Below are 20,214 nucleotides of genomic sequence, written 5' to 3' on the forward strand. Positions count from 1 at the left end.
GTCAGAGGGTGGTGATCAGGCCCTCGATGTGCGGCTTGGGCTTGCGCGCGTCGAACAGGTCGAACTTCCAGTCCTTGCCCACCTGCTCGGCGTGGAAGCCCACCTTGGCGGGCAGCAGCACCGGCAGCTTGAACCGGACGTCCACCGTGTACGCCTCGGGCAGCCTGCCCTCGAACGCGGCCAGGCAGCGGGCCTTGGTCCACATGCCGTGCGCGATGGCCCGCGGGAAGCCGAACAGCTTCGCGGTGAGCCCGTAGAGGTGGATGGGGTTGCGGTCGCCGGAGACCTCGGCGTAGCGGCGACCGGTGTCCCCGGGCACCCGCCAGACCGCCGAGGGCGCGGGCAGCGCGCCGCGCTCACCGGGCCCGGACTCGCTGGGCGCGTCCGGGGACCCGCCGCCGCGGCGCAGGTAGGTGCTGGTGTCGTGCCAGACCACCTCGTCGCCGACGATCGCCTCGCTGATCATGTCGAACTGCTTGCCCTTGGCGTGCGGGCGCAGGTTCTCCACGTGCACCCGCAGGTCGAAGGTCTCGCCGACCCGCAGCGGCCGGTGCTGGGTGATGACGTTGGCGAGGTGCACCGAACCCACGAGCGGGAACGGGAAGTCGTCGTCGGTCATCAGCTTCACCTGCATGGGGAAGGTGAGCATGTGCGGGTAGGTGATCGGCAGCGCGTCGGTCAGCCGGAACTCGCAGACCCGGTTGTAGTCGGCGAGGTGCCCCGGGTCGACCCGCACGCCCTGGCGCACGTAGGTGCGCTCGGGCAGGGTCTTGCCGCCCTTCTTGGTGAAGCCGGTGACGACCGCCTTCGGGAAGAGCGTGCCGAGGTTGGGCGCCTCGCGCAGCACCGTCGGTGCGCCGGACATCAGGCCCCCAGCAGCGACTGGCCGCAGACCCGGACCACGTTGCCGTTGACCGCGCCGGAGGCCGGGTTGGCGTACCAGGCGATGGTCTCGGCGACGTCGACCGGCAGCCCGCCCTGCAGCATGCTGTTGAGTCGGCGGCCGCCCTCGCGGGTGACCAGCGGGATCGCGGCGGTCATCTGGGTCTCGATGAACCCGGGGGCGACCGCGTTGATGGTGCCGCCGTACTCGGCCAGCGTGGGGGCGAAGGCGTTGACCATGCCGATCACGCCCGCCTTGCTGGTGCCGTAGTTCGTCTGGCCCTGGTTGCCCGCGATGCCCGCGATCGACGACACGCCGATGATCCGGCCGTTCGGCCGCAGCACCTTGCCCTTGAGCAGGGCGTCGTTCACGCGCAGCTGGCTGCTCAGGTTCACGGCGATCACCGAGTCCCAGAGCGCTTCCTTCATGTTCGCCAGCTTCTTGTCGCGGGTGATGCCCGCGTTGTGCACGACGATGTCGACCCCGCCGTGGCGCTGGGTCAGGTGCTCGACGAGCTTCTGCGGCGCGTCGGCCGCGGTGATGTCGAGCTGCAGGGAGGAGCCGCCGACCTGGTTGGCGACGCTCGCCAGGTCCGCGCCCTGGGCCGGGATGTCGAGGGCGACCACGTGCGCCCCGTCGCGGGCCAGCACCTCGGCGATGGCCGCGCCGATGCCGCGGGAGGCACCGGTGACCAGGGCGACCTTGCCCGCCAGCGGGGCGGTCCAGTCCTCCGGCTCGACCGCGTCGCCGCCGTGCACGCCGACCCGGATGACCTGGGCGTCGACGTAGGCGGACTTGGCCGAGAGCAGGAAGCGCAGGGTGGACTCCACCTTGTCCTCCGCACCGGGCTGGACGTAGACCAGCTGCGCGGTGCTGCCCCGGACGAGCTCCTTGCCCACCGACCGGGTGAAGCCCTCCAGCGCCCGCTGGGCGATGAGCTCCAGCGGGTCGGCCACCGACTCCGGCGGGGTGCCCAGCACCACCACGCGGCCGCAGCTGCCCAGCTGCCGCATCACCGGGTGGTGGAAGTCGTACAGCTCGCGCAGCTGCTCGGGCGCCGTGATCCCCGTCGCGTCGAAGACCAGGGCGCCGAGCTTGGCGCCCCCCGCGGCGGGCGCGGTGGTCAGCACCTCGACGCCCGCGGACTTGGCGGCGGTGGCGATCGCGTCGCCGAGCCGCCCGCCCGGGGCGCCGCCGACGAGCGCGGCACCCTCCAGCGCGGGGGCCCCTGCCTTGTACCTGCGCAGCGGGGTGGGTTCGGGGAGCCCGAGACGCTTCACGAGAAGCTTCCCGACGCCCGAGGTCGTGAACTGCTGATAGCGGTCAGTCATCTGTGTGCGCCTCCCTACTCGCTAGTAAACTTACTCAAGAGTAGGTTAGGATGCTACCCCAGTTGCAAACCTGTGCCTTGGAGGACGGAATGGCCCCCAGTCGCGTGCGCCGGGTTGCGGTCCTTGGCGGGAACCGCATCCCCTTCGCCCGGTCGAACAGCAAGTACGCGAAGGCGTCGAACCAGGACATGTTCACCGCCGCGCTCGACGGCCTGGTCGCCCGCTTCGGCCTGCAGGGCGAGCGTATCGGTGAAGTGGCGGCCGGCGCAGTGCTCAAGCACAGCCGGGACTTCAACCTGGCCAGGGAGAGCGTGCTCGGCAGCACACTGTCCCCGGAGACCCCCGCCTACGACATCCAGCAGGCCTGCGGCACCGGCCTGCAGGCCATCATGGAGGTGGCCAACAAGATCGCCCTCGGGCAGATCGACTCGGCCATCGCCGGTGGCGTGGACACCACCTCGGACGCGCCGCTGGCGGTCAACGAGGACCTGCGCCACATCCTGATCGCGCTCAACAACGCCAAGACGCTCCAGCAGCGCCTGGCGCTGGCGGCCAAGATCCGGCCCAGCCACTTCATGCCCGACATCCCCAAGAACGCCGAGCCGCGCACCGGCCTGGCGATGGGCGACCACGCGGCGATCACCGCCAAGGAGTGGGGCATCACCCGGGAGGCGCAGGACGAGCTCGCCGCGTCCTCGCACCAGAAGCTGGCCGCCGCCTACGACCGCGGCTTCTTCGACGACCTGATCACCCCGTTCCAGGGGCTGACCAAGGACCAGAACCTGCGGGCGGACTCCACCGCGGAGAAGCTGGCCAAGCTCAAGCCGGTCTTCGGCGGCGCGGACGGCACCATGACCGCGGGCAACTCCACCCCGCTGACCGACGGCGCGTCGGCGGTCCTGCTCTCCTCGGAGGAGTGGGCCAAGGAGCACAACCTGCCGGTGCTGGCCTACCTGACCTTCACCGAGACCGCGGCCGTCGACTACGTCCACGGCGGCGAGGGCCTGCTCATGGCCCCGGCGTACGCGGTGCCGCGGATGCTGCAGCGCGCGGGCCTGACCCTGCAGGACTTCGACTTCTACGAGATCCACGAGGCGTTCGCCTCGCAGGTGCTGGCCACCCTGGCCGCCTGGGAGAGCGTGGACTTCGCCAAGGAGAAGCTGGGCCTCGACGCCCCGCTGGGCTCGATCGACCGGTCGAAGCTCAACGTCAACGGCTCGTCGCTGGCCGCGGGCCACCCGTTCGCCGCGACCGGCGGGCGCATCGTCGCCACCCTGGCGAAGCTGCTGGACCAGCGCGGCTCCGGCCGCGGCCTGATCTCCATCTGCGCCGCGGGCGGCCAGGGCGTCACCGCGATCATGGAGAAGCCGGAGGCGGCCGCCGCCAAGTAGGCAGCGCACCGCACGCGCCGCGGCCCCCCGGTCCTGCGACCGGGGGGCCGCGGCGTTCGCACGGGTAGCGCTTTCTTGGTTTGTATAGGCGCTGAACTAGATATCGGTAGAGCGTTCTAGCGCGGGTCGTTTCGTCTGTATGGTGCGGTTCGTGCAGCAGAGCACGCGGTGGATCGGCCTGACGGGCGGCTTGCAGGGTCGCGCGCCCCGGGGCTGGTGGTCGTGGCGCAGGGACGTGGTGCTGATAGTCCTCGCGCTGGCCGTGGCGCCGATCCCGTTGATCACCCTGCCGCTGGGTGAGTCGTGGGCAGGGCCCGCGCTCCTGCTGGCGTACCTCGGCTGCCTCGCGTGGGGGGCGGTGAGCACCGCGCTCAAGGCGCGGGAGAGGTGGCCGGTGCTGGAACTGGCCGAGGACGAGGTGCGGGTGCTCGCCCCGAGGTCGACGGCGTGGTTGGCGGTGCGCTGGGTAGACCTGGCCGACGCCGCCGCTGTCGACGGCAAGCTGGTGCTGCGGGTCTCCGGGGAGCAGCGCGCCTGGTCCGCGGAGGGTGAGCAGGTCCCGCTCCCCGCGCACGTGCAGTGCGGGGACGCCGACGGCGACGCGGCGGTCCTGCGGCACTTCCGGGCGGGCGACCGGTCCGGGATCGGGGAGCGGCTGGCGGAGGTCCAGGGGATCGTCGAGCGGGAGTGGGGAGGCGGGCGGTGGCGCGCGCACTCGTGATCGGGCTGTTCGGGGTGGTCGCCCTGCTCGCCGGGGCGTGGGCGGGGCAGCGCTCGCTGGGCGCCGCGGACGGCGGGTGGGGTGCGCGGGTGTGCGCGGCGGAGGTGAGCGCGCGGGGCTGCGCGCCTGCCTGGTTGGCGCTGCTCGCCGGGTTGCTGCTGGTGGCGACGGGGGTCGTCCTGCTGGTGGCGGCCGTCCGGGAGCGGCGCGCGTAGCGGCGTCTGGGCGACTATCGGTGGATCGCTAGAAAGCCGGATACCGTTCGACGATGGACCCGGTGCGCAACCCGTTCGCCCCCGGCGCAGGCCAGCGGCCCCCGGAGCTGGCAGGCCGCGAGAAGGAGCTGACCGCCTTCGAGGTGGTGCTGGAGCGGGTGGCCCGGGGGCGCCCGGAGCGCTCGCTGGTGCTCACCGGGCTGCGCGGGGTCGGCAAGACGGTGCTGCTCGGCGAGCTGCGGTCGATGGCCGTCCGGCGCGGCTGGGGCGCGGGCAAGGTCGAGGCCCGACCGGAGGCCGAGCTGCGCAGGCCGCTGTCGGCGGCGCTGCACCGCGCCGTGCGCGACCTGGCCGTGCGCCACCGCGCCCCGGAGCGGGTGGAGCAGGTGCTCGGGGTGCTCAAGGCGTTCGCGCTGAAGTCCAACCCGGACGGGGCCAAGCTGCGCGAGCGCTGGCAGCCGGGCATCGACGTGCCCGCCGCCACCGGGCGGGCCGACTCCGGCGACATCGAGATCGACCTGGTGGAGCTGTTCACCGAGGTGGCGGAGCTGGCCCAGGACGTCGGCACCGGGGTGGCCGTGCTCATCGACGAGATGCAGGACATCGGCGCCGACGACGTCTCCGCGCTCTGCGCGGCCTGCCACGAGCTGTCGCAGTCGGGCGCGCCCCTGGTGGTGGTCGGCGCCGGGCTGCCGCACCTGCCCGCGCTGCTGTCGGCCAGCAAGTCCTACTCCGAGCGGTTGTTCCGGTACGCCCGCATCGACCGGCTCGACCGCGAGGACGCCGACCGGGCGGTGCTGGCGCCGGTGGACCGGGAGGGCGCGGGCATCACCCCGCAGGCCCTCGACGCCCTCTACGAGCGCTCCGGCGGCTACCCCTACTTCATCCAGGCGTTCGGCAAGGCCGCCTGGGACGCCGCTCCCGCCGACCCCATCACCGCCGAGGACGTGCTGGTCGCCGCGCCCGAGGCGGAGGGCGAGCTGGCGGTGGGCTTCTTCGGCTCCCGCTACGAGCGCGCCACCCCGGCCGAGCGGGAGTACCTGCGGGCGATGGCCGACCTGGCGCACGGCCGCGACGAGGGCGTCGGCACCTCGGACGTGGCCGTCTTCCTGGGCCGCAAGCCCTCCTCGCTCTCGCCCGCCCGGGACAGCCTGATCAAGAAGGGGCTCGTGTACTCGGCCGAGCGCGGCCGGATCGCCTTCACCGTGCCGCACTTCGGCCGGTACCTGCTGCAGATGGAGGAGTAGCGGTGTCTGCGGCTCTCTAGCTCTCACCCGAGAGAGCCGTACACACACGCATCGTGTTCGTCTTCACCGGACAGACTCCGGTTGATCTTGAATCTCACCGGCGAATCGCCGGCCTGTGCCGCAGCTCACCGGCCAATCGTTTGTGTTCCGATCGTGTTACGTGCATACTTGAGGCATCGCAGCACGAGACCGATGAACCGCCGAAGGGGATGCGACACCGATGAACATCACTGCCAAGCTCCGTGCCCGCCGAGTCCAGGCGCGCAACCGGAGGGCGGTGTCCCGCGCGATCGAGCAGGCCGCCACGCCGTCGATGCGCCACGAGCTGATCACCCTGGCCCAGAACCAGCAGTACACCTGGCGCTGAGCCCCGCCCGGGAGTGATCCGGAACACATCTCGCGTTCCGTGTAACACCCCTGGCGCACCGCACGATGAACCGGTTGACCCCGTAGTGCTGGCGGACCCCCGACCTGGCAGCACTACGGGGTTTCCGCATGTCCGGGGTAGGTGCGACTGGCCGCGCAGGGCATACTGCCGCCGTGTTCATCGGCGTTGACGTGGGCGGGACCAAGGTCGCCGCCGGAGTGGTGGACCCGAGCGGCGTGGTCGTGTGGCGCGAGCAGCGCCCGACCCCGCGCTCGACCTCGGCGGAGGAGGTCTTCGCCCCCGTCGCCGAGCTCGTCCGCGCCGCCCTGGCCGCCCACCCGGGCGCCGAGGCGGTCGGCATCGGCTCCGCGGGCCCGATGAACACCCCCGCGGGCACCGTCTCCCCGCTCAACATCCACGCCTGGCGCGGCTTCCCGCTGCGCGACCGCGTGGCCGAGGTGGCCCGCCTGCCCGCGCGCCTGGCCAACGACGGCACCTGCATGGCCCTCGGCGAGCAGTGGGTCGGCGCGGGCCGCGGCTCGTCGGCCCTGCTCGGCATGGTGGTGTCCACCGGCGTCGGCGGCGGCCTGGTCCTCGACGGCGCACCGTTCGCGGGCCGCACCGGCAACGCGGGCCACGTCGGCCACTTGGTGGTCGACCCCGACGGCGACCCGTGCCCCTGCGGCGGCCGCGGCTGCGTCGAGGCCGTGGCCAGCGGCCCCAGCCTCGTCCGCTGGGCCCGCACCCAGGGCTGGCAGGCCCCCGAGCACGCCGACGCCGCCCACCTCGCCGCCGCCGCCCACCACGGCGACCCCCTCGCCCGGGCCGCCTTCACCCGCGCGGGCCGCGCCGTCGGCCTCGCCGTCGTCGCCGCCGCCGCCCTCTGCGACCTCACCCTCGCCGTCATCGGCGGCGGCGTCGCCAAGACCGGCGACCTCCTCCTGGGCCCCGCCCGCGCCACCGTCGCCACCCACGCCACCATGGACTTCATCCGCGACATCGCCATCGTCCCCGCCACCCTCGGCCAGGACGCGGGCATCGTCGGCGCCGCGGGCCTGGTCGTCCCCCGCTGACCCACCCCGCAGACGCCCCGATCACCCGCGCGCTCCCGCTGGGGTCCCCCGGGCAAGGGGACCCCTGTTTTCAACGTTACCGCTGGTCAGGGCGGCAAGGAAGAACGGGCGGCGGGCTGTGGATGGTTCGGGCGGCCTGTGGATAGAGGGCGGGGCGCGGTGGGGGAGTCAGGACCTGGGGGTGCGGCCCATGAGGTAGAACTCGGGGTTCGGGTCCAGGGCCATGAGGTGCGCCAAGCGGTTGGACATGGCGAACAGGGCGGTGATGGCGCCGGTGTCCCAGACCTCGTCGTCGGTGAGGCCCGCGGCGCGGGCGGCGGCGAGGTCGTCGTCGGTGAGGGTGGCGGGTTCGAGGGCGAGGGTGAGGGCCAGGTCGACGATGGCGCGGTGGCGGGGGGACAGGTCGACGGCCCAGGGGTTGGTGGCGACCTTGTCCGCGAGGTGGGGGTCCTTGGCGCGGATCCGCAGGATGGCGCCGTGGGCGACGACGCAGTAGGTGCAGCCGTTGGCGCCGGAGGTGGCGACCACGACGAGTTCGCGCTCGGCCTTGGTCAGCCCGTCGGGGCGCTCCATCAGCGCGTCGTGGTAGTCGAGGAACGCGCGCAGCTCGGCCGGGCGGTGGGCGAGGCCGAGGAAGACGTTGGGGACGAAGCCGGACTTGTCGGCGATGGCGGTGATCCGGTCGCGCAGGTCCTGCGGGAGGGCGGACAGGTCGACGACCTCGAAGCGGCTCAGCGGCATGACCGGACGCTAGGCCATGTCCCGCGAACCGCCACCCGGCGTGCCCGGCCTGACCGGCATCGTGCACGGCTCGGGCGCGTGGACGGTGCGTCCCTCCGGGGAGCGCATCCCCGGCCTCGCCGCAGGGGCGACGAGGGTGTCACCCGTTCCGGGTGCTATGCGCGGAGGGTGACGTGAAACCGCGTAATCGGACAGCGGTGGACACCGGCGCCCAGGGTGGTCATTGCGTTGACAACTGACTAATCGTGACGTACTCCGTCCCGACAGCGGACGATCGAACCTGGCGCACCTGCGCCAAGTGCCGTAGCAACGGGTGTACAGCTCACCCGATCGGTGACCCGCATCACTGCCTACCGTTCGGCGCTGAACACGCTCCGTTTATCGTCTACTCCGGAGTAGACGGCCCTCCGGGCCGTGCGCGGGTGCAGACTATGCGTAACCGCAGTACCACGAAGGAGTTCGTCGCCTTGGCCGTGACAGGAACGGAGTCCACCCGGGTGGACGTCCGACGCACCCTGCACCTGACCTTCACCCCGGAGAACCCGGAGGTGGACGTCGTCGCCACCGCCCCCACCGTCGACCTGGCCCGCCCCGGGCAGCACCCACCCGCGCCGACCGCCCGCGAGCGGGTGCTGGTGATCGCCGAGCACCTGGTCGGCGGGTGGGCGCCGACCCTGCGCGCCGCGCTGCTGATGCTCGCCGCCATGGTGGGCTTCCTGGTGTTCGTCGCGCTGGTCGTCGGCCCGCTGGCCGCGCTCATCGGCGTCGGCGGCCTCGCGGCCGTCATCAGCACCACCCGCAGGCGGTAGGCGGTCCCTCCCGCGACGAGGCCCCGCACTCCCCAGGAGCGCGGGGCCTCGTGCACACCGGGGAGGCCGCTGAGCAGCGGCCTCCCCGGCCAAGCCCGGCGCCCCTATCTGAGCCGGGGCGTGCCATCTCCAGCCAGCCGAATCCTCACCCGGCGCCGCCGCCGGTGGTCACAGGACCAAGCCTGGACGATGCCGAACAGCCGTCGCGCCAAGCCGGGAACGATGCCGCACAGCACCCCCAGGCACTACGCCAACGTCCCCACCCCGCACCGTCCCCCGGCGGCCGTGAGACCAAGCCGGGGACGATGCCGGGCGGGGACGAGGGGGCGGGCGGCGGGAAAAATCAGAGCTAGTGCGCCCCGACCTCCCGGAGGTTCTTGTCGCCGTCGTCGGCGTGGTAGTCGTCCGGGTTGGTCTTGTCGATGCCGTTGTCGGCCTTGAGCTTGCGGGCCACGGCGGTGACGACGACCGCGACCAGCAGGTTGGCCACCAGCGCGACGATGCCGACGTAGATCTGCACCTGCGAGCCGATGAACGGCTTCCAGCCGAACAGCGACAGCTTGTCCAGCGCGAGCGCCGAGCCGCCGAAGTGCGCCTTGCCGGTGTTGGGGTTGCCGATGTTGTAGAGCAGCCACAGGCCCCACGCCATGCCCACGACCCAGCCCGCGATCAGGCCCCGCACGTGCAGCCAGCGGGTGTAGAGCGCGATGGCCACCGCGGGCAGCGTCTGCAGGATGATCACGCCGCCGATGAGCTGCAGGTCGATGGAGAACTGCGGGTCGATGAACACGATGACCAGCACCGCGCCCAGCTTGACCAGCAGCGACGCCAGCTTGGCCTGCTTGGCCTCCTGGGCGGGGGAGGCGTCCTTCTTGATGTACTCCTTGTAGATGTTGCGGGTCCACAGGTTCGCCGCGGCGATCGACATGATCGCGGCGGGCACCAGGGCGCCGATGCCGATGGCGGCGAAGGCCACGCCCGCGAACCACGGGGAGAACTCGTTCTGGAACAGCACCGGGATGACGGTGTTGGAGTCCGGCTTGCCGGTGGCCTGGTTGAGGATCGGCTTGAGGCCGGGGGAGGCGATCGCGACCAGGCCGAGCAGCGCGAGCAGGCCGAGCAGGAACGAGTACGCGGGCAGCGCCGACATGTTCCGCTTGATCACCGTGCGGCTCTTGGAGGCGAGCGTGCCGGTGATCGAGTGCGGGTAGAGGAACAGCGCCAGCGCCGAGCCCAGCGCCAGGGTCGCGTACTGGAGCTGGTTGTTCGGCGTCAGCAGCAGCCCGTCGGCCGGGTTGGGCGTGGCGTCGAACTTGGCCTGGGCGGAGGAGAAGATGTGCCCCCAGCCGCCGAGCTTGATGGGCAGGTAGACCACCGCGACGATGATCACCAGGTACACCAGGATGTCCTTGACGAACGCGATCAGCGCGGGCGCGCGCAGGCCGGACTGGTAGGTGTAGAGCGCGAGCACCAGGAACGCGATGAACAGCGGCAGGTGCCCGACGATGCCCGAGCCGTTGATGCCCATGGTGCGCAGCACGGCCTCCAGGCCCACCAGCTGCAGCGCGATGTAGGGCATGGTGGCGACGATGCCGGTGATGGCGACCAGCAGCGCCAGCACGCTCGACCCGTAGCGACCGCGGACGAAGTCGGCCGGGGTGACGTAGCCGTGCACCCGCGACACCGACCACATGCGCAGCACGGGCAGGAAGATGATCGGGTAGAGCACCACCGTGTAGGGCAGCGCGTAGAAGCCGAGCGCGCCGGAGCTGAACATCAGCGCGGGCACGGCGACGAAGGTGTAGGCGGTGTAGATGTCACCGCCGATGAGGAACCAGGTGACCCAGCTGCCGAACTTGCGGCCGCCGAGGCCCCACTCGTCCAGGTGGTCGAGGGTGCTGCCCGCCTTCCACTTCGCCGCGACGAAGCCGAGGACGGTCACGCCCAGGAACAGGACGGCGAAGATGACCAGCTCGGTCCACTTCACGGCCGCACCCCCTCGTCGAGGTCGTCGACGTCGCCGGGCGCGCCGGGCGCGGTGGTCGGCTTGTCCTTGGTCATCGCGAACACCAGCGACGTGCAGATGACCCCGACGAACACGCCGAGGAACTGGAACCAGTAGAAGAACGGCATCCCGATGAGCTCGGGACCGCGGCGGTTGAACACGGGCGTGATGAGCAGGGCGAGCGGGACCAGCAGCAGCAGGTTCCACGGGCTCCAGCGCAGGCCGGAGACCGACTTCTTCGGCGGTGCCATGGCGTGACCTCGATCATGCGGCGTAGTGGTGCCGGGAGACCCTATGACCTCCGCGCGCCGCCGTCACCGGTCAACACCGGATCGCAACGTTCGGGGTGGTCCTGCCGCCCGCCGCGCGGCCGGGTCCACAGGCTGTGCACAACTCTGTCCACAGGCTGTGGACAACCGTGGTACGCGTGTGATTTTTGGGGTTCTTGAGGGTGGAGTGACACGCCCTGAGCAGGGGATCGCTGGTCGGGGGGTTGTGCACAGCTGTGGATGGAGTTGTCCACAGCCCGGACGCGCGAAGAGGCCACCCCCGGGCGGGGGTGGCCTCTTCGCGGTCGTGCTCGATCAGCCCAGGCGCTGCTTGAGGGCCTCCAGCTCGTCGCGCAGCGGCGTCGGGAGCTTGTCGCCGATCTTGTCGAACCACTCCTCGATGAGCGGGATCTCCGCGCGCCACTCGTCGGCGTCGAACGACAGCGCCGCCTCGATGTCGGCGCGGTCGTCGTCGAGGCCGGACAGGTCGAGCTCGTCGGCGGTGGGCACCCAGCCGATCGGGGTCTCCTGCGCGGCGGCCTTGCCCTCGATGCGCTCGATGGCCCACTTCAGCACGCGGCTGTTCTCGCCGAACCCGGGCCACAGGAAGCGCTTGTCGTCGCCGCGGCGGAACCAGTTCACGTAGAAGATCTTGGGCAGCTTGGCCGCGTCGGCCCGCTTGCCGGTCTCGATCCAGTGGTTGAAGTAGTCACCGGCGTTGTAGCCGATGAACGGCAGCATCGCCATCGGGTCGCGGCGCACCACGCCGACCGCGCCGACCGCGGCCGCGGTGGTCTCCGACGACAGCGTGGCGCCCATGAAGGTGCCGTGCTGCCAGTCGCGGGACTCGGTGACCAGCGGGATCGTGGTGGCCCGGCGGCCGCCGAAGAAGATCGCCGAGATCGGCACGCCGTTGGGGTCGTCCCACTCGGCGGCCTTGGTGTCGCACTGGTCGATCGGGGTGCAGTAGCGCGAGTTCGGGTGCGCGGCCTTCTCGGTGGACTCGGGGGTCCAGTCGGCCTTCTTCCACGAGGTCAGGTGCGCGGGCGGCTGCTCGGTCATGCCCTCCCACCACACGTCGCCGTCGTCGGTGAGCGCCACGTTGGTGAAGAGCGAGTTGCCCTTCTCGATGGTGCGCATCGCGTTGGGGTTGGTGTGGTAGTCGGTGCCGGGGGCGACGCCGAAGAAGCCGTTCTCCGGGTTCACCGCGTAGAGGCGGCCGTCCTCGCCGAAGCGCATCCAGGCGATGTCGTCGCCGATGGTCTCGACCTTCCAGCCCGGGATGGTCGGCTCCAGCATGGCCAGGTTGGTCTTGCCGCAGGCGCTGGGGAACGCGGCGGCGACGTAGTAGACCTTGTCCTCGGGCGAGGTGAGCTTGAGGATCAGCATGTGCTCGGCCAGCCAGCCCTCGTCGCGGCCGATCACCGAGGCGATGCGCAGCGAGTAGCACTTCTTGCCCAGCAGCGCGTTGCCGCCGTAGCCGGAGCCGTAGCTCCAGATCAGCCGCTCCTCCGGGAAGTGCACGATGTACTTGGTGTCGCTGCACGGCCAGGCCACGTCCTGCTGGCCCTTCTCCAGCGGCGCGCCGATCGAGTGCAGGGCGGGCACGAAGTCGGCCTCGGTGCCGTCCTCGGCCACGAAGCGCTCCAGGGCCTGGGTGCCCATCCTGGTCATGATCCGCATCGAGGCCACGACGTACTCGGAGTCGGTGATCTCCACGCCGAGCATGGGCTTGTCGGCGTTGAGCGGGCCCATGCAGAACGGGATGACGTACATGGTCCGACCGCGCATGCAGCCGCGGTACAGCTCGGTCATGATGGCCTTCATCTCGGCCGGGTCCATCCAGTTGTTGGTGGGACCGGCGTCGGCCTCGTCGACCGAGCAGATGAAGGTGCGCTCCTCGACGCGCGCGACGTCGTTGGGGTCGGAGGCGGCGTAGAACGAGTTCGGCTTCTTGGCCAGGCGGGTGAACGTCCCCGCCTCGACCAGCTTGTCGGTGACGCGGGTCCACTCCTGCTCGGACCCGTCCACCCACACCACCGCGTCCGGAGCCGTCAGCTCGGCGACCTCGCGCACCCAGGACAGGAGCCGCTTGTGCGTGGTGGGTGCCTGGTCGACACCGGGGATGGTCACTGCCGTCATCTCGCCTCGTCTCCTGACTGAACGCCGAAATGCCGATCAGGACGCCGCTGCTCCTGACCGGGACGCCGGCGTCCTCATCGATTGGGCTCGGCGCCCGCCCCATCGGGGAGCGGGTGCTGGCCGTGAAGGGAATGCACCGAGGTTAGCGAAGTGACGCGCAGGTAACCGATGTCTGACCTGTCGGCTCTCTCACAAGACCGATCAGGGAATCGATTCAGAACTCGAATGCTGCGCCTATTCCAGGCTTCCGACGTCCGTTTACCGGACAGTCACATGGATCACGTGAGGTCCACCACTGAGTCTTTGTCGATCTTGTACCGCACCCTCACCGGCCCCTCTTGCAGGGCGCTTGCCGCAGTTGCCGGGCCCGCGCGCGGTCGCGCGCCGAACTGGTCCGCGCCCGTCCGCCGATCACCGACGACGGCGGTGCGTCTTCCGTCACCCCCGACCGCGAATTCCGCATTGGTATGACCAATTACCGACGCCCAGGAATCCCGCCCGTAATGTCCCCGTCGAGGTTGTGGACAACTCGTCGCACTCGCCGCGTCGCTGTCAGTCCGCTCTGGAAGGGTGGAAATCGGGGGTCCCCGGGGGGCTGTGGATGGCCGCTTGCGGGGGCGGAGCCGCGGGGTGAGCCTGGGGGGTTCGGCTGCGCAGCGGGGCGGGTGGGGGTGGACGCAGACCGGGCCCCCGGCTGGTGCCGGGGGCCCGGTGGCTGCGTGACCGCGTGGTGCCGGTCGTGCTCTTCTGCTGGTCCTGCTGTGGTGCCGGTCGTGCTGGTGGAGCGGGGCCGTCAGGCCTCGGACCAGGCGGCGTCGGAGCCGGTGGTGGCGCCCGCGGAGGAACCGGCGGCGCCCGCGGCGCTCGACGAGTCGGTGGCGGGGGTGCTGGAGGAGTCCGAGCCCGCCGAGCCGCCGTCGGCCTCGTAGCTGCCGTCGGCGTTGATGTGGCCGGTCTCGACGGTGGTCCACTCGTCGTCGCCGGTGTGGGCGGCGACGGTGACGTCGCCGTCGGCCTCGATGACGACGGCCTGGTCGGCCTGGCCGTCGCCGTCGGTGTCGGTGAAGGCGTAGGTGCTGCCCTGCTCGTCGGTGACGACGGCGGTGTCGTTGCGGCCGTCGCCGTCGGCGTCGTACTGGGCCTCGCCCGCGGTCACGTCGCCGTCGGGGGTGTCGACGACGATCTGGTCGCCGGAGCCGGTGGAGCCGGTGTCGGAGGCGTCCGTGGTGTCGGACCCGGTGTCGGCGCCGGTGCCCGAGCCGTCGGCGCCGTCGCCGCCGGGGGCGGTCACCGAGCCGGGGTCGGCCTCGGTCCACTCACCGGTGGCCTCGTCGTACTCGGCGGCGGCGGTGACGTTGCCCTGCTCGTCGAGCTGCACGACGGTGTCGGCCTGGCCGTCGCCGTCGGAGTCGGAGAACGCCATGTAGCCGTCCTCGGTCTGCACCACCGCGGCGTCGTTGTCGCCGTCCTGGTCGTAGTCGTAGTTCTCGGTGACCTCGTACTCCTGGCCGTCGACCTCGACGGTGAGGGTGTCGTGGCCGTGGTCGTCTGCGGTGGTGTCGGTGGCGTCCGCGCCGGTCTCGTCCACGTACATGGGGCTCTCCCTGCTCCGTCCCCTGCGGGGGTGCTGTTCACTGTCCGGTTGTGGGTATGACTCTCGATTCGCCCACCCGGTTCCCGGCGTTACGGCGGATCCGGTACCGCCTACCAGGTTATTTCTTGTCCCGAACAGTGCGGATCCCGGCGAGCAGCTTCTCCGCGCGCTCACGCCCGGTCACGACCTCGCCCAGCCTCTTGTTCACCGCGACCGTCCGCTTCTGCCGCTCGGTCACGTCCAGCCGCAGCGCCTTGTCCACCTCGCGCAGCTGCTCCTCGATGCCCTGGATGCGCTTGCCCAGCGCCTCGTCCAGGGCCAGCGACAGCTGCGACTCCGCGTCGATGAGCTGCTCGGTGACCAGCTGGTCCAACGTGGACCGGGTGTCGGCGATCGACTCGTTGAGCCAGGTCTTCATGTGCTGCTTGTCCGCGGTGTGCTTGCGGGTGCGGGCGATCCACCACCCCGCGCCCAGGCCGATGATCACCGTGGGCACCAGCAGGATCGGCGCGGCGACCGCGCCCGCCAGCGGCAGCACGGCCATCTTGCCCGCACCGATGCCGCTGACCCCGCCCATGAACACCAGCAGCTTGTCCTCGGCCGTCGGCGCCCGCTTCTCCGCGCCGCGCACGATGACCTGCGGGCCGCCGGTGCGGGCGAACTGCGACCGGATGACGGCCAGCTCCTCGGCGGAGAACAGCTCCGCGAGCACGGTGTCGGCCACCTGGTTGAGCCGGGTGCCCACCCGCTCGCTGAGCCTGCCGGTGACGACCTGCATGGCGGTGTCGACGTGCGCGGGCAGCAGCTTGAGCTGGTCGCGGTCGGCGTTGTCGATGGCCTGGCGGAACCAGGACTGGAGGTCGCGCATCTCCCTGGCGACCTCGTGGGCGTTGTCCAGCCGGGCCCGCTGCACCTCGCTGCGCAGCCGCACCTGCCAGCCGCGGGTGGAGGAGCGGCGCTCGGCGGTGAGCTCGTCCTTGCGCCTGCGCAGCGCCTCGGCCTCGTCCTCGCCGGTGGTCAGCGCGCGCTTCTCGTTCTCCAGGTTGACCTGGAGCTCGCCCAGCGCCGTCGACAGCGCGCGCAGGGTGTTGGCCTCCGAGAGCATCACCGACCGGCCCACCAGCAGCGACTCCAGCGAGGCCAGCAGCTCCGGCACCCCGGAGCGCTCGCGCAGCATCTCGGCGGCCTCAGCGCTGGGCGCCTTGGCCGCCAGGTCGTGCATGCGGGAGGACACCGGGTGGAACACCGCGTCCTTGAACCGGGGCGCGTGCTCGGCCAGCAGCGCCTGGTTGGCCTCCAGCACCTGCCGCCAGCCGCGGTAGGCGTCCACCTTGGACAGCGCGAACACCACCGTCTCCACCCGGTCGCCCACCCCCGCCAGGAAGTTCAGCTCGCCCTGGGTGAACGGGGCGGAGGCGTCCACGACGAACAGCAGCGCGGTGGCGGTGGCGGCGGCCTCGACCGCCAGCTCGCCGTGCACCGAGTCCAGGCCGCCGACGCCCGGGGTGTCGACGACGACGAGCTTCTGCAGCAGCGGGGCGGGCCCGTCGACCTCGACGTAGCGCGGCGGCAGCTCGCCGTCGGGCAGCTCGTGGGCGGCCGACACCCAGTTGACGAGCTGGTCGAGCGGCACGGGAACCGGGGCGAGCTGGCCGGGGTAGCAGGCGCGGGCCTGCCACTGCTCGGCAGGCCCGAACACCAGGTAGGTGGCCGTGGCGACGTCGGCGTCCACAGGGGACAGCCCCGGGGTGTCGACCATGGCGTTGACCAGCGAGCTCTTGCCCCGGTTGGTCTCCCCGACGACCACCACCGAGGGCAGCTTGCGGCGCTTGGCGCGCTGCTCCTCGACCCACCGGGCGGCCTCGGGGGCGGACTCGCGCAGCAGGGCGAGCAGCTGCTCGCGGGCCTGGGCGACCTGCTTGGGCAGCGGCAGCGGCGTGGCCTGGGCGGTCACGCGGTGGCCGCCGTGCTCCGGTAGACGGTGACGATCGGGGCGCGCAGCACCTGGCCGCGGTCGGCGAACCCGACGACCTCGGTCTCGGCGACGGTGCCGTCCAGGGCCTCGTCGCCGGTCTCCACGGTGCCGCCCGCCTCGTGCACCGCGGGGTCGAAGTCCTGCCCGTCCGGGCGCAGCGCGGTGACCCCCACCTCGGCCAGGCCGGACTCGATCCGCTCGGCGACCCCGGAGCTGCGGGCCCGGTCGTGGGCGTAGAGGGCGAGCTGGACCAGCGCCCGCCGCTCCTCCAGCGCCTGGTCGTAGACCTCGGGGGCGATGCTCACCAGGGCGGGCTCCAGTCGGAAGTCGTCCTCCAGCTCCGGTTCGGGCTGGGCGGGCGGCGGCTCGGCGCCGGGCAGCGAGAGCTTGGGCAGCGTCGGCAGCGGGCCCGGCGGCGGCGGCTGCGGTCGCTCGCCCGCGCGGTCGGCGTCCGCGATGACCTGGGCGCGCACCTCGACGGTGTCGCCGTCGGCGTCCTTGCGCCGGTGGAACCAGGAAGCCATCTCACCCTGCCTGCTGTTCGCGGAGTTGCTGCCAGATGAGGAAGTAGGCGCGGTGCACCACGTGCGCGACGCGGCTCTGCGCCGGGGTGGCGCCGAAGGAGGCGAACGAGCGCCACCAGCCCGCCCGCTCCAGCGCGTAGGCCGACAGCTCCTTCGCCGGGCGCCCGGCCATGCCCAGCTGCTCGGCCACGGTGGCGCTGCTGCCCACCCGCAGCACCTCCTCGGCCAGGTCGTCGGGCATGGCCACGGCGCCGGAGGTGACCAGGGTCAGCGCTTCCAGCAGGCGCAGCTGGTGGGCCTCGGGCTTGGCCAGCAGCACCTCGATGGCGTCGTGCACCCGCTGCCGCTCGCCGGGGTCGCCGGAGGCGTGCGCCAGGGCGGTCACGCTGGCCAGGGCGGCGGCGGCCTTGATGCCGTCGGCGCGGGCGCGGAACACCGCGTCGAGCCGGGAGCGCACCCCCGCCAGGCCGGAGGCGTCGAGCAGCTTGCGGCGCAGCGCGCCCGCGGTGAGGTCGGGGTCGGCGCGCAGCGCGTCGACGGCGGTGCGGATGCCGTAGAGGTCCAGCCGCTCCAGCAGCTTGACCCGGGTGCCGGTGGGCACCGGGCAGTCCCAGGAGGTGAAGATGTCCGCGGAGATCATCATCGTCTCCCAGGTGGCCTCGTCCAGCGCCGCGAGCTGGCGCAGCGCGTCGGCGTCGGCGGAGGTGAACCCGCCGGACTCGGCCGACTCCGCGAGCAGGCCGATCACCGGGATGACGTCGGCGACCCGGGGCTTGAGGGTGGCGGCCTGCTTCTGGGCGAGCAGCGTGGCCGCCTTCCACACGTCGCCGTCGCTGCCGGTCACCGACTCGGGGGTGATGGTGTCGGCCTTGTTGAGCACGGCGATGGCGTTGACCGGCCCGGCCTCGCGGCTGGCGGTGGCGGCGGTGAACGCGGCGAGCGCCTGCTGGTCGTCGGCGCGCACGCCCTGGGTGACGACGTAGAGCACGGCCTCGGCGCCCGCGACGGCGTTGCGGGAGGTGTCGTCGAGCTCGTCCCCGTCCTCCTCGGCGTCGGTGTCGTCGGCGTCGTCGGCGTCGGGCTTGGCGTGCTTGGCGGCGCCGAGCAGCTGCTCGGTGCGCTTGACGCTGGCGGCGTCGAGCGAGCCGAGCCCGGGGGTGTCGATGACCGTGAGGTCGCGCAGCACGGCGTTGGTCAGGTAGGCCTCCAGGTGCGAGACCTCGTCGAAGTCCACCTCCAGGTCGTTGGGGATCATCCCGGTCGCCTCGAAGGGGAGCACCTGCTTGCGCCCGTCGAAGAACACCAGCTCCACCCGGTCGACGGTGCCGTACTGGAACCGGGTCACCAGCCGGGTGCACTCACCGACGTCGGTCGGCGCGACCCGCCGCCCGATCAGGGCGTTGACCAGCGTGGACTTGCCCGACTTGATCCGGCCCGCGACGGCGACCTGCAAGGGGGCGGACAGCCTGCGCAGCACCTCGCGGAACCCGGCGGCGGTGCGCGCCGACACCTGCGGCTGCAACCGCTGGCACACGTTGGCCACCGCCGCCGACAGCGGGCCCGCCAGGTGCTGCTGCTCCGTCGCGCTCGTCACGCCGAACCTCCCCTCGACATGGGGGGAATCGTGCCATGCCCGCGAGTGTTGCGTCCGCGACTCCGGACAGGCGCGGGGGTGCCCGCCGTCAGCCCGCGGGGTGACCCGTTCGTGCGACGGCGGGAGGACGCGGGCGGGGGCCCTGTGTTCCTAGTCTGGGACCGTGCGGCGGCTCAGCTTGTGGTTCAAGGCGCACCCGACGGCGGGTGACGTCGTGCTGGTGCTCGTCCTGGCCGCGTTCGAGTTCATCGCGGGGGCGGCCCGCATCCCGACGGGGGTCGCGGAGCCCTGGTACTGGGTGGTGGGCGCCGGGTTGCTGCTGCCGCTGGTGGTGCGCAGGCGCAAGCCGGTGCTGTCGGCGTACTGCGTGCTCGGCGCCGGGTTCGTGCAGCTGGTCACGCACGCCTACCCGGGGGCGCGGTTCGCCGACCTGGCGCTGGGCATCTCGCTCTACACGCTGGTCGCCTACGCCACCCGCAGGCACGGCGGGCTGTACGCGGTGTGGCTGGCCATCGGCACGGTGGTGTGGGCGCTGCTGCGGTTGCAGGGGTTCAACGGGGTGTTCGTCGTCGCCGTGTACGCGGTGATCTTCGCCCTGTGCTGGACGCTGGGGGAGTTCTCCGGGGCCCGCCGCGCCTACCAGCTGGAGGTGGAGCGGCGGCTGGAGCTGCTGGAGACCGAGCGCGGGCAGCAGGCCAGGATCGCCGTCGCCGACGAGCGCACCCGCATCGCCCGCGAGCTGCACGACGTGGTGGCGCACGCGGTGAGCGTGATCGTGGTGCAGGCCGACGGCGCCGCCTACGCCGTGCGCGGCGCGCCGGAGACCGCCGAGCAGGCGCTGGCCACCATCTCGGCCACCGGCCGGGAGGCGCTGACCGAGCTGCGCAGGCTGCTCGGGGTGCTGCGCAGCGAGCACGGCGAGTCCGACCGGGCGCCGCAGCCGGGGGCGCAGTCGCTGGCCGACCTGGCCGAGCGGGTGCGCGGCACCGGGGTGCCGGTGGAGCTGGAGCTCTCCGGCGGGCTGGACGCGCTGCCCGCCGGGGTGGGCCTGGGGGTGTACCGGATCGTGCAGGAGGCGCTGACGAACACGATCAAGCACGCGGGCCCCGGCGCGCGGGCGCGGGTGCGGGTGCGCCGCGGCGGCGACCAGGTCGAGCTGGAGGTGCTCGACGAGGGCGCGGGCCGCTCCCGGGTCGTGGCCCCCGGCAGCGGCAACGGGCTGATCGGCATGCGCGAGCGCGCCAACGTCTTCGGCGGCACGCTCAGCGCGGGCCCGCGCCCCGAGGGCGGCTGGCGGGTGCACGCGGTGCTGCCGGTGGCGGAGGGATAGGTT

The 20,214-nt window shown here is 72.1% G+C and carries 17 protein-coding genes; 7 read left to right on the forward strand and 10 right to left on the reverse strand.

All coding sequences use genetic code 11. The features are described from left to right. Window position 1 precedes the first annotated feature (1 nt). Both BJP25_RS26445 and BJP25_RS26450 read right to left on the reverse strand, forming a co-directional pair. Entirely contained in the window at window positions 2-865 is an 864-nt protein-coding gene (locus tag BJP25_RS26445; protein WP_075977658.1) for a MaoC/PaaZ C-terminal domain-containing protein, read from the reverse strand. After that, window positions 865-2,214 carry a 3-oxoacyl-ACP reductase gene (locus BJP25_RS26450; RefSeq protein ID WP_075977659.1) on the reverse strand — a complete coding sequence of 450 codons (1,350 nt, stop codon included), beginning with the start codon at window positions 2,212-2,214 and terminating at the stop codon, window positions 865-867. Before BJP25_RS26450 ends, BJP25_RS26445 begins: the two co-directional genes overlap by 1 nt. An 89-nt stretch (window positions 2,215-2,303) precedes the next feature. On the opposite strand from BJP25_RS26450, the gene BJP25_RS26455 reads away from it, so the two are divergent. The 5 genes from BJP25_RS26455 to BJP25_RS26475 all read left to right on the forward strand — a co-directional run bounded on the left by BJP25_RS26455 (window position 2,304) and on the right by BJP25_RS26475 (window position 7,228). After that, the gene (locus tag BJP25_RS26455; RefSeq protein WP_075977660.1) at window positions 2,304-3,605 is read left to right on the forward strand and encodes an acetyl-CoA C-acetyltransferase; all 1,302 of its coding nucleotides are present in this window, start codon (window positions 2,304-2,306) and stop codon (window positions 3,603-3,605) included. Between the two features lie 151 nt (window positions 3,606-3,756). Next, window positions 3,757-4,326 carry a hypothetical protein gene (locus BJP25_RS26460; RefSeq protein ID WP_143219303.1) on the forward strand — a complete coding sequence of 190 codons (570 nt, stop codon included), beginning with the start codon at window positions 3,757-3,759 and terminating at the stop codon, window positions 4,324-4,326. Beyond that, the gene (locus BJP25_RS26465; protein ID WP_075977662.1) at window positions 4,308-4,541 is read left to right on the forward strand and encodes a hypothetical protein; all 234 of its coding nucleotides are present in this window, start codon (window positions 4,308-4,310) and stop codon (window positions 4,539-4,541) included. The genes BJP25_RS26460 and BJP25_RS26465 overlap by 19 nt, the downstream gene beginning before the upstream one ends. A gap of 53 nt (window positions 4,542-4,594) precedes the next feature. Continuing rightward, the gene (locus BJP25_RS26470; RefSeq protein WP_075977663.1) at window positions 4,595-5,788 is read left to right on the forward strand and encodes an ATP-binding protein; all 1,194 of its coding nucleotides are present in this window, start codon (window positions 4,595-4,597) and stop codon (window positions 5,786-5,788) included. Window positions 5,789-6,328: 540 nt separating this feature from the next. Further along, window positions 6,329-7,228 carry an ROK family protein gene (locus tag BJP25_RS26475; RefSeq protein ID WP_233158258.1) on the forward strand — a complete coding sequence of 300 codons (900 nt, stop codon included), beginning with the start codon at window positions 6,329-6,331 and terminating at the stop codon, window positions 7,226-7,228. A gap of 168 nt (window positions 7,229-7,396) precedes the next feature. Here BJP25_RS26475 and BJP25_RS26480 read toward each other — a convergent pair whose 3' ends face one another. Further along, entirely contained in the window at window positions 7,397-7,969 is a 573-nt protein-coding gene (locus BJP25_RS26480; RefSeq protein ID WP_075977665.1) for a peroxidase-related enzyme, read from the reverse strand. A gap of 431 nt (window positions 7,970-8,400) precedes the next feature. Here BJP25_RS26480 and BJP25_RS26485 point away from each other — a divergent pair, with 431 nt between their 5' ends. Next, a complete protein-coding gene (locus tag BJP25_RS26485) occupies window positions 8,401-8,778 on the forward strand; it encodes an alpha/beta hydrolase family protein (protein WP_143219304.1) in 378 nt (125 codons plus the stop codon). Window positions 8,779-9,127: 349 nt separating this feature from the next. Here BJP25_RS26485 and mctP read toward each other — a convergent pair whose 3' ends face one another. The 7 genes from mctP to BJP25_RS26520 all read right to left on the reverse strand — a co-directional run bounded on the left by mctP (window position 9,128) and on the right by BJP25_RS26520 (window position 18,881). After that, on the reverse strand, window positions 9,128-10,765 hold the full coding sequence (gene mctP / locus BJP25_RS26490; RefSeq protein ID WP_075977667.1) for a monocarboxylate uptake permease MctP: 1,638 nt from the start codon (window positions 10,763-10,765) through the stop codon (window positions 9,128-9,130). After that, a complete protein-coding gene (locus tag BJP25_RS26495) occupies window positions 10,762-11,034 on the reverse strand; it encodes a DUF3311 domain-containing protein (protein WP_075977668.1) in 273 nt (90 codons plus the stop codon). The genes mctP and BJP25_RS26495 overlap by 4 nt, the downstream gene beginning before the upstream one ends. Window positions 11,035-11,367: 333 nt before the next feature. Next, window positions 11,368-13,194, reverse strand: coding sequence for a phosphoenolpyruvate carboxykinase (GTP) (locus tag BJP25_RS26500; RefSeq protein ID WP_075977669.1), 1,827 nt, complete (start codon window positions 13,192-13,194; stop codon window positions 11,368-11,370). Between the two features lie 793 nt (window positions 13,195-13,987). Further along, on the reverse strand, window positions 13,988-14,788 hold the full coding sequence (locus tag BJP25_RS34400) for a hypothetical protein (protein WP_075977670.1): 801 nt from the start codon (window positions 14,786-14,788) through the stop codon (window positions 13,988-13,990). Between the two features lie 118 nt (window positions 14,789-14,906). Then, window positions 14,907-16,742, reverse strand: coding sequence for a dynamin family protein (locus BJP25_RS26510; protein ID WP_075977671.1), 1,836 nt, complete (start codon window positions 16,740-16,742; stop codon window positions 14,907-14,909). After that, the gene (gene grpE, locus BJP25_RS32855) at window positions 16,739-17,287 is read right to left on the reverse strand and encodes a nucleotide exchange factor GrpE (RefSeq protein WP_084794531.1); all 549 of its coding nucleotides are present in this window, start codon (window positions 17,285-17,287) and stop codon (window positions 16,739-16,741) included. Before grpE ends, BJP25_RS26510 begins: the two co-directional genes overlap by 4 nt. Window position 17,288: 1 nt before the next feature. Further along, window positions 17,289-18,881, reverse strand: coding sequence for a dynamin family protein (locus BJP25_RS26520; RefSeq protein WP_075977672.1), 1,593 nt, complete (start codon window positions 18,879-18,881; stop codon window positions 17,289-17,291). A 163-nt stretch (window positions 18,882-19,044) separates the two neighbouring features. On the opposite strand from BJP25_RS26520, the gene BJP25_RS26525 reads away from it, so the two are divergent. Beyond that, the gene (locus tag BJP25_RS26525) at window positions 19,045-20,211 is read left to right on the forward strand and encodes a sensor histidine kinase (protein WP_075977673.1); all 1,167 of its coding nucleotides are present in this window, start codon (window positions 19,045-19,047) and stop codon (window positions 20,209-20,211) included. Window positions 20,212-20,214: the final 3 nt, after the last annotated feature.

Source organism: Actinokineospora bangkokensis (genome assembly GCF_001940455.1).
Classification (GTDB): domain Bacteria; phylum Actinomycetota; class Actinomycetes; order Mycobacteriales; family Pseudonocardiaceae; genus Actinokineospora; species Actinokineospora bangkokensis.